The following is a 15626-nucleotide window of genomic DNA, read 5'->3' on the forward strand; positions in this document are numbered from 1 at the left end:
GACTGCTCCGCGCGTCGTTGTGTGGGACATTGGACCTATTTATCATGACATATGAATGGCGCGATTGACGAATGTTGGCGCGGATTTTCAGGCCGTTGGTCCTTGACGCATCCGACGTGTCCGGGTGATGCGTCGTCGGATCGTCGCGCCGCATCTCACGTCCAGTATGCGCAGCCCTCTCTCACGTGACCAGGAGCGTCGATAGACTACGAAGTGTGAAGACTACATCTGACGTTCCCGTTCCCACCGGCTCGCGCATGCCTATTGGCAAGTACCGCGCGTTCCTGGATACGAATCCGATCAACCTGCCGGATCGCCAGTGGCCCTCCAAGCGCATCACGAAGGCGCCGCGCTGGATGTCTACCGACCTGCGCGACGGCAACCAGGCCCTCATCGAGCCGATGGACCCGGCTCGCAAGCGTCGCATGTTCGACCTGCTCATCAAGCTGGGCTACAAGGAGATCGAGATCGGTTTCCCCGCGGCCTCACAGACCGACTACGACTTCGTGCGCTCCCTGATCGAGGACGACGCGGTGCCCGAGGATGTGACGATCTCGGTGCTCACGCAGTCTCGCCCCGAGCTGATCGAACGCACGGTCGAGGCCATGGTCGGCTTCCCGCGCGCGACCGTGCACCTCTACAATGCGACGGCTCCCGTGTTCCGCGAGGTCGTCTTCCACGCTGATAAGGCGCAGACGGTTGAGCTCGCTCAGTCCGGTGCGCGCGAGATTATTGCGCAGGCTGAGAAGCGCCTGGGGGACGAGACGATTTTTGGCTTCGAGTACTCTCCGGAGATTTTTGTCGACACGGAGCTGGATTTCGCGCTCGAGGTGTGCGAGTCCGTCATGGACGTCTGGGAGCCGGGCGAGGGGCGCGAGATCGTCCTGAACCTGCCCTCCACGGTCGAGCGCGCAACGCCGAATGTCTTCGCCGACCAGATCGAGTGGATGAGCCGTAACCTGAGCCGCCGCGAGTACGTGGCGCTGTCCGTGCACCCGCACAATGACCGCGGCACGGGCGTGGCGACGGCTGAGCTGGCGCTGCTGGCCGGCGCGGATCGTATCGAGGGTTGCCTGCTGGGCCAGGGTGAGCGCACCGGCAACGTCGACCTGCTGACGCTGGGCCTGAACCTGTTCAGCCAGGGTATCGATCCGGGCATCGACTTCTCGGACGTGGATGCTATCCGCCGCACGGTGGAGTACTGCACGCAGATGGAGACGTCCCCGCGTGCCCCCTACGTCGGCGACCTCGTTTATACGAGCTTCTCCGGTTCGCACCAGGATGCGATTAAGAAGGGCTTCACCGCCCGCAAGGCCAAGGTCGACGCGGCCGGCGGCGACGAGAACGCTGTCGTGTGGGAGCTGCCCTACCTGCCGATCGACCCGCACGACGTGGGCCGCTCCTACGAGGCCGTGGTGCGCGTGAATTCGCAGTCCGGCAAGGGCGGTGTCGCCTACCTCATGTCGACCGCGCACTCCCTGGAGCTACCGCGCCGCCTGCAGGTGGAGTTCTCCCGCATCGTTCAGCGTCACACGGACACCTACGGCGGCGAGATCAACGCGGCGACGCTGTGGAAGATCTTCGCGGACGAGTACCTGCCCACCAGCGCTGCTCCCGGCCTGGAGCCGTGGGGCCGTTTCGAGATGCGTTCCTCGCAGGTGTCCTCTATCGACGACGAACACGTCGAACTCAATGCGACGCTCATCGACGGTGGCGAGTCCGTGAAGGTCCAAGCGGTAGGTACGGGCCCGATCGACGCCTTCGTCTCGGCGCTGCACGAGTTCGACCTGGACGTGCGTATCCTCGACTACTCTGAGCACGCGATGAGCCAGGGCCGCGACGCGCGCGCCGCAGCCTACGTGGAGGCAGCCGTGGATGGCCAGATCGTGTGGGGTGTCGGTATCGACTCCTCGATCACGCGCGCCTCGTACAAGGCCGTTATTTCGGCGGTCAACCGCGCCCTGCGCTGAGCGCATCGACATAAGAAACACCGGCCTCGTCCCAATGAGCGAGGCCGGTGTTTTGCTGCGCGTCAGGCGCGTGCCGAGGTCATGGTCGGCTTCTGCGCGAATATGGTGAGCGCGTGCAGTACCTGGCCGTCGAGGATGCGGGAGATCCTCTCCGTGAGGATATAGGGGTCGGAACTCATGCCGGAAGCCAGCCACTGGCTGACGTGTCCGAGCACGCAGAGCGTGAAGTGGTCGGCGATGAACACGCGGTCGCCCTCGGTGACTCGCAGGTCTTGGCTCAGCTCGTCAACGATGGGTTCCATGACGGAGTGCAGCTGCTTGTAGAGGAAGATCTGGAATTCCTCCATGCCGAGCGAGGAGAGGACCGAGCGGGTCTCCTCCGGGTGGGACTGCATCCACACGAGCACGGCGAGCAGTCCGTCGGACCATTCGTCGTAGGTGGAGTGGGTGGCGACCTGGTTGCCGACCTCGCGCTTAAAGACCCACACGGTCAGGTCGCGAATGTCGGAAAAATGATAGTAAAAGGCCTGACGGGTCACGCCGGCGGCGCGCGTGAGACCGGAGACTGTCACCTTAGACAGGGGTGTGGTTGTCAGCGCGTCGCGTAAGGCGCGCGCGAGTGCCGTTTTGGCATCAGGATGGGGCATCAGAAGTCCTCGTCAGCGGTAAAAGAGAGGTTACGTGCGGACTGTACATGTCAGAATGCGGAACCGCTAGATACCGCGCCTAGACACAGTTGCCTGTTTGGGTAGCGTGTCCTCTCTTACACGTGAATACGCCGCATATTTTGTGTCTTGACACCATGTTCTGACCGTAATCAAGAAGTTACATTTGGCATTGTAGTAAAGCTTTGTCGCTGTGTCATGCGTGGTGTGTGGGGTCGTTGTTGTGCCCCTTCCTTGGTTGCCTGGTCAGGTTATGGTGCAGGGGTTGTCGTCACAGGGGGTGTGGGGGAGGTGTGTAGAAAGAATCCGGGTGATAGGACATGTTGTGTTGCTGGGGTGGGTCCCTTGTGTCCCTTGGTGTGGCCTTCTCATCCGCACGTGGACCCGCTATTCCGAGCCTGGGCAACCCCGCCCACATGCGGAACAGGCGGCCCACGTGCGGGATAGCCGGTTGATGTGCGGAACAGGCAGACCGCGTGCAGGAGGAGGTAGCCCTACACCAGGCTCGCCGCATCGCGTGCGAACCCGCTATGCGGAGCCTGGGCCTTCTCGTCCGCACGTGGACCCGCTATTCCGAGCCTGGGTAATACCGCCCGCGTACGGAACAGGCGGCCCGCGTGTGGGATAGCCGGTTGATGTGCGGAACAGGCGGACCGCGTGCAGGAGGAGGTGGCCCTACACCAGGCTCGCCGCATCGCGCGCGAACCCGCTATGCGGAGCCTGGGCCTTCTTGTCCGCACGTGGACCCGCTATTCCGAGCCTGGGCAATGCCGCCCGCGTACGGAACAGGCGGCCCGCGTGTGGGATAGCCGGTTGATGTGCGGAACAGGCAGACCGCGTGCAGGAGGAGGTAGCCCTACACCAGGCTCGCCGCATCGTGCGCGAACCCGCTATGCGGAGCCTGGGCCTTCTCATCCGCACGTGGACCCGCTATTCCGAGCCTGGGCAACCCCGCCCACATGCGGAATAGGCGGCCCGCGTGCGGGACAGGTGGTCCGCGTGCGGGATGCGAGGGAGCCTGAGTCGTTGTCGCATGCGGCCAATCCGTGACGGATCGTGGGGCAGCCGCGCACGCTCGCGATGCAGTATGTGCATAGACGAGACAATTGCAACCGACGACGGCGTCGACTTTTCTGTACTGGCGAGGTTGAAAAGTCACCCTTCCAGCAATATGTAGTGTCCTATTGCTCTAAAACCCCGGCCTCGTCGATGTGGACGAGGCCGGGGTGGGGCAAGCTGTGCACCTTCGCGCGGTTGGTGGGAGGTCCGCGTTACTGTGCCAGGCGCGCCAGAGCCGGGGTGGTTTGGTCGGTCATGAGGACGCGCATGCGAGCGATCGCCAGTGAGGGATTGACCTCTAGGCCGGAGAGCATCCACTGGGCGATGTGGGCGGTGGTTGCCAGGGCGAAGTGCTGGGCGACGACGTCGCGCGCGGTGGCCGTGGCCGTACCGGGCAGGCGAGACTCGATGAGTTCCTGGATGTGTGAGGCAAAGAAGGCCCACAGGTCATTCGGCTCGATGGTCTTCATTGCGGAGGCGGTTTCGTCACGATGTTCATGCATCCACAGCATCGTCGTCTCGATGGCGTCGAGCCATTCTCCCGAACCGGTGGTCAGGCGGGCTGTGACCTCCTCGCGGAAAACCCAGGAATTGAGGTCGTTAAGCGAGCTGAAGTGGTAGTAGAAGGCTTGACGGGTGACCCCCGCAGCGCGTGTCAGTGCGCTGACAGAGATCTTTGACAGCGGCATTTGCGTCAGTGCCTGACGCAGCGCAGTACCAAGCTTTTCACGGGCATCAATCGGGGGAGCCATATCTTTCCTTCCTTCGACGGTTACGAGTAAACCATACCACTTACGAGAAAACTATCTACTCGAAAACTACCTTCAAGGTGTTAGACCGACCACGCTGTCAGTTTCTCATACTTTGTTGACAACGCCCACAGATAGACTTGTCGGTGATTCTTACACCACACTTCACAACGAATTTCGCTGGTCGCGACGCCCCGAGCGCGAGGCAACCCCGGCCTCGTACCCGTGACACAATGTGTCCGTGATGAAGTCCTATCGAGACGAGGCGATCGTCCTGCGCACCCACAAACTGGGCGAAGCCGACCGCATCATCACCCTGCTCACTGCCGAACACGGTCAAGTCCGCGCCGTCGCCAAGGGCGTACGCAAGACGACCTCGAAGTTCGGTGCGCGCGTCGAACCCTTCTCCGTCATCGACGCCCAGCTCTACATCGGGTGCACCCTCGACACCCTCACCCAGGTCACCTCCATCGCCCAATACGGCGACGCCATCGCCGCCGACTACGACCTCTACCTGGCGGCAACCGTCGTCGTCGAAACCGCGCAGCGGCTGACCGCCGACGCGCAAGACAGCACCCACTCCCAATACCTGCTGCTCCTCGGTGCCCTCAACGCGCTCGCCCGAGGCCGGCACGACCCCACTCTCGTCCGTACCTCCTACACGCTGCGAGCCCTCGCCCTGGCGGGCTGGGCGCCGTCCTGCTTCGACTGCGCTGTCTGCGGCGCGCAGGGGCCGCACGGGTCGTTCTCGATCCCCGACGGCGGTACCATCTGCGACACCTGTCGTCCGCCCGGCGCATCCTCCCCGGCACCCGACACCGTCGCACTCCTCGGCCAACTCCTCAGCGGCGACTGGGTGCGCGCGGACCGCTGCGAGGCATACGCGCGCACCGAGGCCTCGGGCCTCATCTCCTCCTATACTCAATGGCATCTCGAGAGGCGCCTGCGCTCGCTGACCGTTATCGACAGGAGTCACCAATGACCACCCATCGCCCCACCCCCATGGACCGCGCCCCCAGCGATCCCACGGCACCCCTGCTGGGACCCGGCCAGTGGCACGTGAATGCACCCTCCTTCGGGCGCGGCGAAGTCCCCGCACATGTCGCCCTCATCATGGACGGAAACGGGCGCTGGGCGAACTCGCGCGGCCTGACCCGCACCGAGGGTCACCGGGCGGGAGAGTATGCGCTTATGGACACCATCGCCGGCGCAATCGACGCGGGCGTGCGCTACCTGAGCGTCTACACCTTCTCGACAGAGAATTGGAAGCGATCGCCCGCCGAGGTCTCCTTCATCATGAACTACGCCTCCGACGTACTCGCACGGCGCACCGACCAGCTGGCGCAGTGGGGCGTGCACGTGCGCTGGAGCGGACGTCGCCCGCGCCTGTGGACCAGCGTGATCAAGGCATTGGAAAAGGCTGACCGAGCGACCGCTCATTGCAAGACTCTGGACCTGATCATGTGCGTCAACTACGGTGGGCGCGCCGAGCTGGCCGACGCCGCGCGATCCATCGCCGAGGGCGTGGCTGCGGGACGCCTGAGTCCGCGCGGCGTCAATGAAAAGACCTTCGCGCGCCACCTGTACCTGCCCGACGTCCCCGATGTGGACCTCATGATCCGCACGTCGGGGGAGCAGCGCCTGTCCAACTATCTGCTGTGGCAGATGGCCTACGCGGAGATGATGTTCGTCGATACTCCCTGGCCCGCATTCGATCGCGAGGAGCTGTGGGGCTGCCTGGAGGAGTTCGCGGGGCGTGATCGCCGCTTCGGCGGGGCGATTGACCACGTTGTGCAGTCTTAGTTGCGGTCCTCGGCCAATGAACGGTCGACGGCGGTGCGCTTACGGCGGCCCCACACGACCTTGGCGGTGATGAGACCGATAATGAACGCCAGGCCGGCCCACCCCCACGGGGATCCGGCAATCGCTCGGATCGCCGCGGCGAACACCGCAAGCATGCCGAGGCCGTAGAGCAGCGCCCACAGAACGCACCCGGGGATCATCGCGAACGTGTAGGTGCTCCAGCGCATGCGCACCAGGCCAGCGCCCGCGTTTACCGCCGTCTGGATGCCGACCGTCAGAAAGCACAGAGGGATCGCGATAATGCCCCACTTGTCGAGCATGGCCGCGCCCTTGCGGGGAACCGGGCCGTCAAACCAGCGGGCCATGGCCCCCAGGAATCCGGTGCGTCCGGAGGCGCGCATCGCGCCGGAGGCGACGCCGCGCGCGAGCCAGTAGGTTGACTGCGCGCGGAAGAAAACGACCCCGAACAGAAAGACGAAGAGGAAGATCCCCTCGCGGGCGAATTCCGGGACCATGTTGTCGATTCCTGCGGTGTGCACAAACCCTCCATCGGATACGTAATAAAACGTAGGTTATCCTAACCTATCTATCAGGGTGGAGGGAATCCCCTGCTGCCGCCCGGGTGCCCCTAGTGCGTGGCGGCCTTGGCCTGGCACGAGGAACAGGTGCCGAAGAGTTCCAGGGAATGTTCGACGCCCGCGAATCCGTGAGCCTGTGCGACGCTGGTCACCCACGACTCGATCTGAGACTGCTCGATTTCTTCGGTGAAGCCGCACTCGCGACACACCAGGTGGTGGTGATGATGGTTGCTCGTGCACGAGCGATACAGGGACTCGCCGTCGGAGGAACGCAGCGTATCGACGCGCCCGTCCTCGGCGAGTCCCTGCAGTGAGCGGTAGACCGTCGCAAGGCCCACGCGATGGCCCTGGGAGTGCAGGTCCTCGAAGATCTGCTGGGCGCTGCGGAAATCAGTCACGCGCGTCAGCTCGTCCAAGACGGCCTGGCGTTGCTTGGTCATGCGCTGCATGTGTGGTCCTTACGTGGTGGCGAATTTAGTGGGCGACCGCCTGCTCGGGGTGCTGGTTGTGCGTGCGAGCCACGCGCAGCCGGCGCACCCGGCGAACGTGGTCCACGACTGCCCTGATCATAAACCCGACCGCGTACAGTCCGATGGCACCGACAACGATGGTCGCGCCGGGGGACAGGTCGATGAAGTAGGTCAGGGACAGACCACAGGTGCAGATGAGGACGCCGAGCACCATGGCGATACCCATGGTTGAGCGGAACGAGCGTGCCCCCAGCTGCGCGATGGCAACGGGAATGACCATGAGCGCGCTCACCAGGAGCGAGCCGACGACGCGCATTGCGACCGCCACGGTCAGGGCCGACAAAATCGCGATGAGGAGGGAAAGCGTGCGCACGGGCAGACCCGTCGAGCGCGCAAAGTCCTCGTCGTTGGTCACGGAGAAGAGGGCGGGTGCCAGGCCCACGCCGAGCACAATGATCGCGAGTCCCAGGATCGTAATGAGCGAGATGTCGCTCCAGCGCACGGTCGAGATTGATCCGAAGAGATACGAGTTGAGCTGGGCGGACGTGCCGCCCGCCAGGCCGATCAGCAGCACGCCTCCCGCGATGCCGCCATAAAAGAGCATCGCCAGCGCAGTGTCGCCCGACGTGCGTCCGCTCTGGCGGACCAGCTCGATCGTGATCGCACCCAGCAGGGAGATGATCACCGCGCCCGGGACGGCCCACGAGTCTGCCGGGGATACGTTCGCGAACGTGCCGACCAACCAGCCGAGCGCAACCCCGGTCAGAGAAATGTGCCCGATGCCGTCGCCGAGCATCGCGAGCCTGCGGTGTACCAGATACGTGCCGATGATCGGCGCGGTCAGCCCGACGATGAGCGCGGCCAGGAGGGAACGCTGCATCATCTGGGAAGAGAGAAGGGTGGTCAGGGCGTCAATCATGCGTCTCTCCCGTCCAGATTCCGCTGACGAGGCCTCGGTCGCCCTGTGAGGGAGCGGTGGCCTCAGTGGGGTGACAGTGGTCGCCTCCTCCATGGTGCTGTTCGTGGTCATCCTCAATATGGGGAGGGCCGTCGTAGGAGACGTGCCCGGCGCTGATGTGCAGCTCGCGGTCGAGGAGGGGGCCGAGTTCGCCCAGCTCGTGCAGGACGATGAGGATCGTCGTTCCCTCTGCCTTCGCATCGGCGACGATTGACGCCAGGCGCGCGCGGGAGGCGGCGTCGATCCCGGCCATCGGTTCATCCATGATGAGGAGTTCGGGACGGCGCACGAGGGCGCGCGCGATGAGGACACGCTGAGCCTGGCCGCCCGACAGGATATTCATGGGGGAGTGGGCGCGGTGGGCCATGCCGACGCGCTCAAGCGCCTCCATCGCGCGGGCGGTGTCGCCGGGCAACGCCCACAAGCGTGTCGGGCCAAGGAGGCCGGAGCGCACGACCTCAATGGCGCTGGCACTGATGGCACCTCCCGAAGAGATGCGCTGGGGCACGTAGCCGATCTTCTTCCAGGGCACGCGGCCACGAGCGGTGATCGAGCGGCCGAAGAGGAGGGCATCACCGCTCGTGATGGGGGCAGTGCCCAGGATGGCCTTGAGCGTCGTGGACTTGCCCGACCCGTTCGAACCGGTGAGGGCAACGGTCTGGCCGGCGGGAATGGACAGGGAGATCCCGTGAAGGATCAGGTCCGTATCCCAGGCCACATGCAGATTATCGAGACGCACGACGGCGGTCGCCTCCGCCTGGGAGGCTCCCGCCGTCGTGGTGGTGTCAGTCGTGCTCACTGGCAGTTGTTGGCTTTCGTCAGGGCGTCAATGTTGTCGTTCATGACCGCGGCGTAGTCCTTGGAAGAGTCGGTCTGGGACTCGATCGGATCCAGGACGGCCGTGGAGATTCCAAGGTCAGTGGCCAGGGTCTGCTCGACCTTGGGGTCAATGAGAGCCTCGGTGAAGATGGTCGTCACGCCCTGGTCCTTGACAATCTTGCCAATCTCTGCCAGGCGCGCGGGGGAGGGGGAGGACTCAGGGTCGAGGCCCGAGATGCCCACCTGGGTCAGGCCGGTGCGGTCGGCGAGGTAGCCGAAGGCGGTGTGCGCGGTGACGAAGGTCTTAATCTGGCAGGTCGAGGTCTTCGCGACGAGGTTGTCGCCCAGGGAGGTGAGTTCTTCGTTCAGGGCCTGTGCGTTGGCCTTGTAGGTCTCGGCGTTGGTCGGATCGGCCTCAGCGAGCTTGTCGCCCACCAGGGTTGCGGCATTGGCCATGCGCGCCGGGTCGAGCCAGAAGTGCGGGTCCATGCTCATGTCGTGGTGGTGGTCGTGGTCGGCGTGCTCATGGTCGTGGCCCTCGTGCTCGTGGCCTTCATGGTCGTGGTCGGCGGCCTCCCCAGACTGGGCTTCGCCGGACTGGGCCTCGTCGGTATCCTCGTCCTCGCCCGGATGGTTGGACGTCGAGTCGATCGCAACCAGCTGGGCGGCGGGGGACACGTCGATGACGGTCTTTGGAGCGTGCTGCTCGACGGCCTCGTCGACCGCGCCCTGGAAGCCGGCCAGGTAGACCACCGCGTCAGCGGAGGCCAGGGAGTCGACCATCTTGGGCGAGAGCTCAAGGTCGTGAGGCTCGGCACCGTCCGGGGTCAGCGAGGTGACGGTGACGTGCTCACCGCCGACCTTCTCGGCCAGGTACTTCAGGGGATAGAAGGAAGCCATGACGGTCAGGGTGCCGTCCTTGCTGGTCTTGCCGCCGGTCGATGCGGAGGGGGAGCAAGCAGACAGAGCGAGCGCTGTAGCTGCCGCACATGCGGCGGCGAGGATTCTTTTCGACATGAGAATCATTCTCTGACCTAGTGAGAATGATTGTCAAGACTTTCTCGGAGAGCGAACTTGTCTGATCAGGGCTTTAGTGTGCGTGCGCGGTCGTTCCGCGCACGACCAGGTCGGGTGAAAAGACGTAATCCTCGTGAATGGGGGTGGAGTTGGGTGTGGCCAAGGCCTCGAAAAGATTGCGTACGGCGGCGGAAACGATCGAGGCGACGGGCTGGTGGACGGTGGTCAGGCCTGGGCTGAGGTGGGACATGAGGAAGGTATCGTCGAAACCGATGATGGAGATGTCGTCCGGGACCGACAGTCCCATGGAGGTGATCGTTCGGATCGCGCCGAGCGCCTGTAGATCCGACCCGGTGATGATTGCTGTAACTCCGCGCTCGATCAGTCCGGCCGTATGGGCTGCCGCGGCCTCGTATGTATAGAAGGTCTCCTCAATGATGGGAGCATGGTCGCCGACCAACTCGCCCATGATCTGTGTGAAAGCTTCTGCCTTGCGCAGGGCTGGGACGATGTGGGTGCGGCCTCCTAGGAGGGCGATGCGGGTGTGACCGAGTTCGTGTAGGTGTGCCACGGCCGCGCGGATTCCCAGTGCATCGCCTGTAGAAAAGTCGGGGGCAGGAATCTCGGGGCGGGCGCCATTGATGGTCACGAACGGAATTGAGCGCTGTGTCACATCGAAATAAGGACCAAGGTCTGCCAGGAGGTCAGCATGTCTTCCGGACACGAAAATGAGGCCGCTCACACGATGGTCGAGGAGGGAAGAAAGGTGGTCGAATTCTGAGGTGGCACCCGGTGTTTGGGTCCGAATGAGTGAGATGCCGCCTGCTCGCGACACCTCCTCCTGGAGGTGGTGGGTGAAGGAAGCGAAGATCGGGTTTGTTAGTTCGGGGACGATAATGCCAATCGCCGGCGTGTCGGGGGTGCGCTCAGGGGTCGGTCGGTCGTATCCCAGCTCATCAATCGCAGTCAGGACCTTGCGGCGAGTGTCTGCGGAGACCTGTCCGACGCCGTTGAAGACGCGCGAGACCGTTGCCGTTGAGACGCCGGCGTGTGCGGCGATATCGGCCATGCTCGTGCGGTTTTTCGTCATCGACTCAGCTCTCCTTTGGGTGTGTGCGCACGACGTGATGAGTATAAATGTAACAGCTGGCTCACAATTCGGAAAATTGTTGCAGAAACAAAATCAGACGTATTACAGTGGCAGATAGCAGGTCGCTGATGGAGGCGACCAGCCCGACCAACACAGGAGTAAACATGCGACGTGGCATCGCAGCACTCGGCGCCTTTGCGGCGGTCACCGCCCTGGCTGCTTGCAGTGGCAACACCACCCCGGCCGCGACCGACAACGACACGGCGGCGACCCTCACGATCTGGGCGGACGACACTCGTTTCACGCAGGTCCAGACGTTCGCCGAGGACTTCACGAAAGACACGGGCGTTGCCGTTAACGTCGTTCAGAAGTCCGAGGCCGACATGGACACCGAGTTCACCACCCAGGTGCCCACCGGCAACGGCCCCGACCTGATCGTTATGGCGCACGACAAGCTCGGTGCGCTCGTCGCTAACGGCGTCGTCGCCCCCGTCGACCTGGGCGAAGCCAAGTCCCAGTTCTCCGACGTGGCCGTCAAGGCCGTGACGTACAACGGCCAGACCTACGGTGTTCCCTACGCCGTTGAGTCTGTCGCCCTGGTTCGTAACGACGCCCTGACCACTGACACGCCCACCACCTACGACGACTTGATCTCCTCTGGCAAGGCGTCGGGTGCCGAGTACCCCTTCATCATCCAGATGGGCGACAAGGGCGATCCGTACCACTTCTACGCCTTCCAGACGTCCTTCGGCGCTCCCGTTTTCAAGACCAACTCTGAGGGTGAGTACACCGCCGAGCTGGCCATGAACGGCTCCGGCGGCACCGAGTTCGCCAACTGGCTTAAGGCTCAGGGTGACGCGGGCATCGTGTCCCCCTCGATCACCGGCGACATTGCTAAGCAGAAGTTCCTCGACGGTGCCGCGGCCTACACGGTGACCGGCCCCTGGAACGTCGCGGCCTTCCGTGCGGCCGGAATGAAGGTCTCCGTCCTGCCTGTCCCCGCTGCCGGCTCGCAGGCCGCCCAGCCCTTCGTTGGCGTCCAGATGTTCTACCAGAGCGCCAAGTCCGCCAACCCGGTTGCCGCCAAGCAGTTCTTCAACTACCTGGCGACCCCCAAGGCCCAGGAAGAGATGCAGAAGCTCGGTGGCCGCGCCTCCGCGATGCCCGAGGTTGCCGCTGCTTCCGATGACCAGGACATCAAGGACTTCTCCAAGGTTGCTGAGGGTGGCGCGCTCGCTCCCGCGATCCCCGCGATGGGTGCCGTCTGGAACTTCTGGGGCCAGACCGAGGCCGATATCGTGACCGGCAAGGATACGCCCGACGCTCTGTGGGGCATGATGGTTACCAACATCGAGGGTGCCATCGCCTCCAAGTGAGTCCCCTCGCTCGACGATCCTCGTTCGAGCATGGTCTCACCTCGACGCACAGGAGTGCTCATGCCCGTCCGCCATCCCGCGTTGCGGGCGGGCATGAGTCCCATCGATACACAACGCCGCATGTCGGCGCATAGGCACCCGCGGTGCCCTTCTTGACCGCCGTCAGGCGGATTCCGTCGCAATGACGCGCGAATGCGCACGTGTGGAGGACACGATGTCTGAGCCAGCGAAGGCTACAGAAAAGAAAAAGACGGGGCCCAAGGCCTCGCACGCGAGCGAAGTGACCAAGCCTGGTTTCTTCGTGAAACTCGTCCTAATGATGCTCATCGACGCCCTGGGGCTCTACGGCATGTTCACCGCTTACCTGGTGAAGTCGTGGACGGTTCTTGCCGTCCTGGCCGTTCTGCTCCTCGTCGTGAACTGGGTGTACTTCTCCAAGCGGATGATCCCCGCGAAGTACCTGGTTCCCGGTATGGTGTTCCTGCTCATCTACCAGGTGTTCGTGATGGGGTACACGGGCTACGTGTCCTTCACGAACTACGGGCAGGGTCACAACTCGACCAAGGATGACGCGGTCGCGTCGATCCTGAAGTCTGCAGAGCAGCGCGCCCCCGGTGCGGTGAATCTCCCGGCCGCTATCGTTGAAGACGGCTCGGGCCTCGGCCTGGCCATCGTCGATGCCGAGACCGGTGGCATCAAGGTCGGCAACTCCGAGAAGCCTTTCCACGAGGTGAGTGGCACCCAGTCCGGCGGCATGATCACCGCCGTCGACGGATACACGGTTCTCAAGCTCAACGATATTCTGAAGCGCCAGACCGAGGTCGCTGCCCTGAACGTCCCGGACTCCGAGGATCCCAACGCGGGCCACTACAAGAGCGAGGATGGCACGACCGCCTACCTTGCGAAGTCTCGCTACAACTACGATGAGGCTGCGGACACGCTGACCGACACCGAGACCGGCACGGTCTACACGGCCGACGGCAAGGTCGGCGCGTTCGTCGACGCCGAGGGCAATCAGCTCGATCCGGGCTGGCGCGTCTTCGTCGGCTTCGACAACTACCGCAACATGTTCACGCGCGGCGATCTGGCGGGTCCCTTCATGAAGGCCCTCGTATGGTCCTTCATCTTCGCTGCTGCCTCGGTCCTCTCGACCTTCGCGCTCGGCCTCATCCTCGGCCTCGTCTTCGCGGACAAGCGCATCAAGGGCCGCAAGATCTACCAGTCCCTCATGATCCTGCCCTACGCCTTCCCGGCCTTCCTGGCCACGCTGGTGTGGAAGGGCATGCTCAATAAGGACTTCGGCTTCATCAACCAGGTGCTCCTCGGCGGTGCACACGTCCCGTGGCTCACGGATGGAACGCTGGCGAAGCTCTCGATCCTGGGCGTGAACCTGTGGCTGGGCTTCCCCTACATGTTCCTCGTGTGCCTGGGTGCCCTGCAGTCGCTGCCGGGTGACGTTGAAGAGGCCGCGAAGATCGATGGTGCTTCCGGACTGCGTACCGTGTGGTCCATCAAGCTGCCCCTCGTGCTGCAGTCCACCGTCCCGCTGCTGATCGCGTCCTTCGCGTTCAACTTCAACAACTTCTCGCTCATCTACATGTTGACCGGCGGTGGCCCGAACTACCCGGGCATGGATGTCGGCCAGACTGACATCCTGATTTCGATGGTCTACAAGATCGCGATCGAGTCGGGTTCCCCGAACTACGGCCTGGCCTCGGCCATGTCGATCATCATCTTCATCGTCGTGGGCGTGATCGCGTGGCTCGGTTTCCGCCAGACGAAGACCCTTGAGGAGCTGTGATGAGTGCTGCAAAAGTGACGAAGAAGAAGAGCGAGCCGACCCTCAAGGGCGCGCGCTGGTGGAAAGAGGTCGGATGGCGTCACGTCGTCGCCATCGTCATGATCATCTACTGCCTGGTCCCGCTGCTCTACGTCCTGTCGGTCTCCCTCAACCCGGGTGCGACGCTGACGGGCTCGAACAAGCTGTTCTCGAACGTGTCGTTCGATAACTACCTGTCCCTGGGGTCGGGCAAGTACGCCGCCTACTGGTCGTGGGTCGTCAACTCTCTGATCGTGTCTACCACGACCGCTATCGGTACTGTCCTCATGGGCGCTGCTGCCGCCTACGCGTTCAGCCGCTTCCGCTTCAAGGGACGCCGTGGCACGCTGACCGGCCTCCTGCTGGTCCAGATGTTCCCGCAGATGCTGGCCTTCGTGGCCCTGTACCTGCTGCTCCTGGGTATCCAGGACATCTTCCCGGTCGTGGGCCTGAACTCGAAGCTCGGCCTGATCTGCGTCTACCTCGGTGGCGCGCTCGGCTCGAACACCTTCCTGCTGTACGGCTTCTTCAACTCGATCCCGCGTTCGCTGGATGAGGCAGCGATGATCGACGGCGCGACGCACGCCCAGACCTTCTGGACGATCATCATGCCGCTGGTTCGCCCGGTTCTGGCCGTCGTCGGCCTGCTGAGCTTCATCTCCTCGCTCGGTGACTTCGTGATCGCGAAGGTCGTCCTGCAGGATCAGGATCAGTTCACGCTGGCCGTCGGCATGTACATGTGGGCAGCCGATGAGCGTACCGCCCCGTGGGGCATCTTCGCGGCGGGTGCCGTCCTCGCGGCCGTCCCGGTCATCCTGCTGTTCCAGTACCTGCAGAAGTACATTGTCTCCGGCCTCACCGCCGGCGGCGTCAAGGAGTAAGCGCGCCGCGCCCTCCTGCTTAGCCAGCCCCGACCTCGTCCCCTATCCCCGTGGGACGAGGCCGGGGCTGTTTTGTACGTTCGGGCACCGTGTGGGTCGAGGGCGCAACAAAGCTGCTCAATACCCGCCCGATGTCCGCCTTGTGTCCTGTGCTCGGGCTGGTTGTGGGGCAGGGGTGACTCGGTTTGCCAGTTCCGCGTTTATTCTTGTGTGCCCGGGCACTGCACCCAATCCGTAGGCAATGCACCTCTTCTGATCGGGTGTAGTGCCCCTGATCGGGTGCATCGTCCCGTAACGGGTGCAGCGCCCCCGCTCGGACGCTGCTTCTGGTGGTGTGGCTGTTTGTCCGGGTCGTGGGCGCCTTCGTGCCTG

14 protein-coding genes are annotated in these 15626 nt (G+C 63.7%); 6 read left to right on the forward strand and 8 right to left on the reverse strand.

Annotation, left to right across the window (positions count from 1 at the left end):
• Positions 1–215 precede the first annotated feature (215 nt).
• Positions 216–1970, forward strand: a complete 1755-nt coding sequence (gene leuA / locus O3932_RS01075; protein ID WP_314570275.1) for a 2-isopropylmalate synthase — start codon at positions 216–218, stop codon at positions 1968–1970.
• Between the two features lie 62 nt (positions 1971–2032).
• Here the strand turns inward: leuA and O3932_RS01080 are convergent, their stop codons facing one another.
• Both O3932_RS01080 and O3932_RS01085 read right to left on the reverse strand, forming a co-directional pair.
• Positions 2033–2617, reverse strand: coding sequence for a TetR/AcrR family transcriptional regulator C-terminal domain-containing protein (locus O3932_RS01080; RefSeq protein WP_371535594.1), 585 nt, complete (start codon positions 2615–2617; stop codon positions 2033–2035).
• 1289 nt (positions 2618–3906) lie between these two features.
• Entirely contained in the window at positions 3907–4446 is a 540-nt protein-coding gene (locus tag O3932_RS01085) for a TetR/AcrR family transcriptional regulator (RefSeq protein ID WP_371535597.1), read from the reverse strand.
• A 241-nt stretch (positions 4447–4687) separates the two neighbouring features.
• On the opposite strand from O3932_RS01085, the gene recO reads away from it, so the two are divergent.
• Together recO and O3932_RS01095 are read left to right on the forward strand one after the other, a co-directional pair.
• On the forward strand, positions 4688–5425 hold the full coding sequence (gene recO, locus O3932_RS01090) for a DNA repair protein RecO (RefSeq protein ID WP_371535671.1): 738 nt from the start codon (positions 4688–4690) through the stop codon (positions 5423–5425).
• On the forward strand, positions 5422–6246 hold the full coding sequence (locus tag O3932_RS01095; protein WP_009647501.1) for an isoprenyl transferase: 825 nt from the start codon (positions 5422–5424) through the stop codon (positions 6244–6246). The genes recO and O3932_RS01095 overlap by 4 nt, the downstream gene beginning before the upstream one ends.
• Here the strand turns inward: O3932_RS01095 and O3932_RS01100 are convergent.
• The 6 genes from O3932_RS01100 to O3932_RS01125 all read right to left on the reverse strand — a co-directional run bounded on the left by O3932_RS01100 (position 6243) and on the right by O3932_RS01125 (position 11178).
• Positions 6243–6785, reverse strand: coding sequence for a DedA family protein (locus tag O3932_RS01100; protein WP_371535600.1), 543 nt, complete (start codon positions 6783–6785; stop codon positions 6243–6245). The genes O3932_RS01095 and O3932_RS01100 overlap by 4 nt on opposite strands.
• 89 nt (positions 6786–6874) lie before the next feature.
• Entirely contained in the window at positions 6875–7273 is a 399-nt protein-coding gene (locus tag O3932_RS01105; protein ID WP_009647508.1) for a Fur family transcriptional regulator, read from the reverse strand.
• A 25-nt stretch (positions 7274–7298) separates the two neighbouring features.
• Entirely contained in the window at positions 7299–8213 is a 915-nt protein-coding gene (locus O3932_RS01110) for a metal ABC transporter permease (RefSeq protein WP_009647479.1), read from the reverse strand.
• Complete coding sequence (locus tag O3932_RS01115; protein WP_299239111.1) at positions 8206–9051, reverse strand: metal ABC transporter ATP-binding protein; 846 nt, start codon at positions 9049–9051, stop codon at positions 8206–8208. Before O3932_RS01115 ends, O3932_RS01110 begins: the two co-directional genes overlap by 8 nt.
• Positions 9048–10097, reverse strand: coding sequence for a metal ABC transporter substrate-binding protein (locus tag O3932_RS01120; protein ID WP_034504356.1), 1050 nt, complete (start codon positions 10095–10097; stop codon positions 9048–9050). Before O3932_RS01120 ends, O3932_RS01115 begins: the two co-directional genes overlap by 4 nt.
• 64 nt (positions 10098–10161) lie before the next feature.
• Positions 10162–11178: a LacI family DNA-binding transcriptional regulator gene (locus tag O3932_RS01125; RefSeq protein ID WP_009647486.1), complete on the reverse strand. Its 1017-nt coding sequence runs from the start codon at positions 11176–11178 to the stop codon at positions 10162–10164.
• 164 nt (positions 11179–11342) lie between these two features.
• On the opposite strand from O3932_RS01125, the gene O3932_RS01130 reads away from it, so the two are divergent.
• The 3 genes from O3932_RS01130 (at position 11343) to O3932_RS01140 (ending at position 15254) form a co-directional block, all read left to right on the forward strand.
• Positions 11343–12554 (forward strand): extracellular solute-binding protein, encoded by a 1212-nt coding sequence (locus O3932_RS01130; protein ID WP_009647496.1) that lies wholly within the window; start codon positions 11343–11345, stop codon positions 12552–12554.
• 214 nt (positions 12555–12768) lie between these two features.
• Positions 12769–14355, forward strand: coding sequence for an ABC transporter permease subunit (locus O3932_RS01135; RefSeq protein WP_371535605.1), 1587 nt, complete (start codon positions 12769–12771; stop codon positions 14353–14355).
• Entirely contained in the window at positions 14355–15254 is a 900-nt protein-coding gene (locus O3932_RS01140; RefSeq protein WP_371535607.1) for a sugar ABC transporter permease, read from the forward strand. The genes O3932_RS01135 and O3932_RS01140 overlap by 1 nt, the downstream gene beginning before the upstream one ends.
• Positions 15255–15626 lie beyond the last annotated feature (372 nt).

The organism is Pauljensenia sp. 20925_1_25, from assembly GCF_041433955.1.
Taxonomy (GTDB): domain Bacteria; phylum Actinomycetota; class Actinomycetes; order Actinomycetales; family Actinomycetaceae; genus Pauljensenia.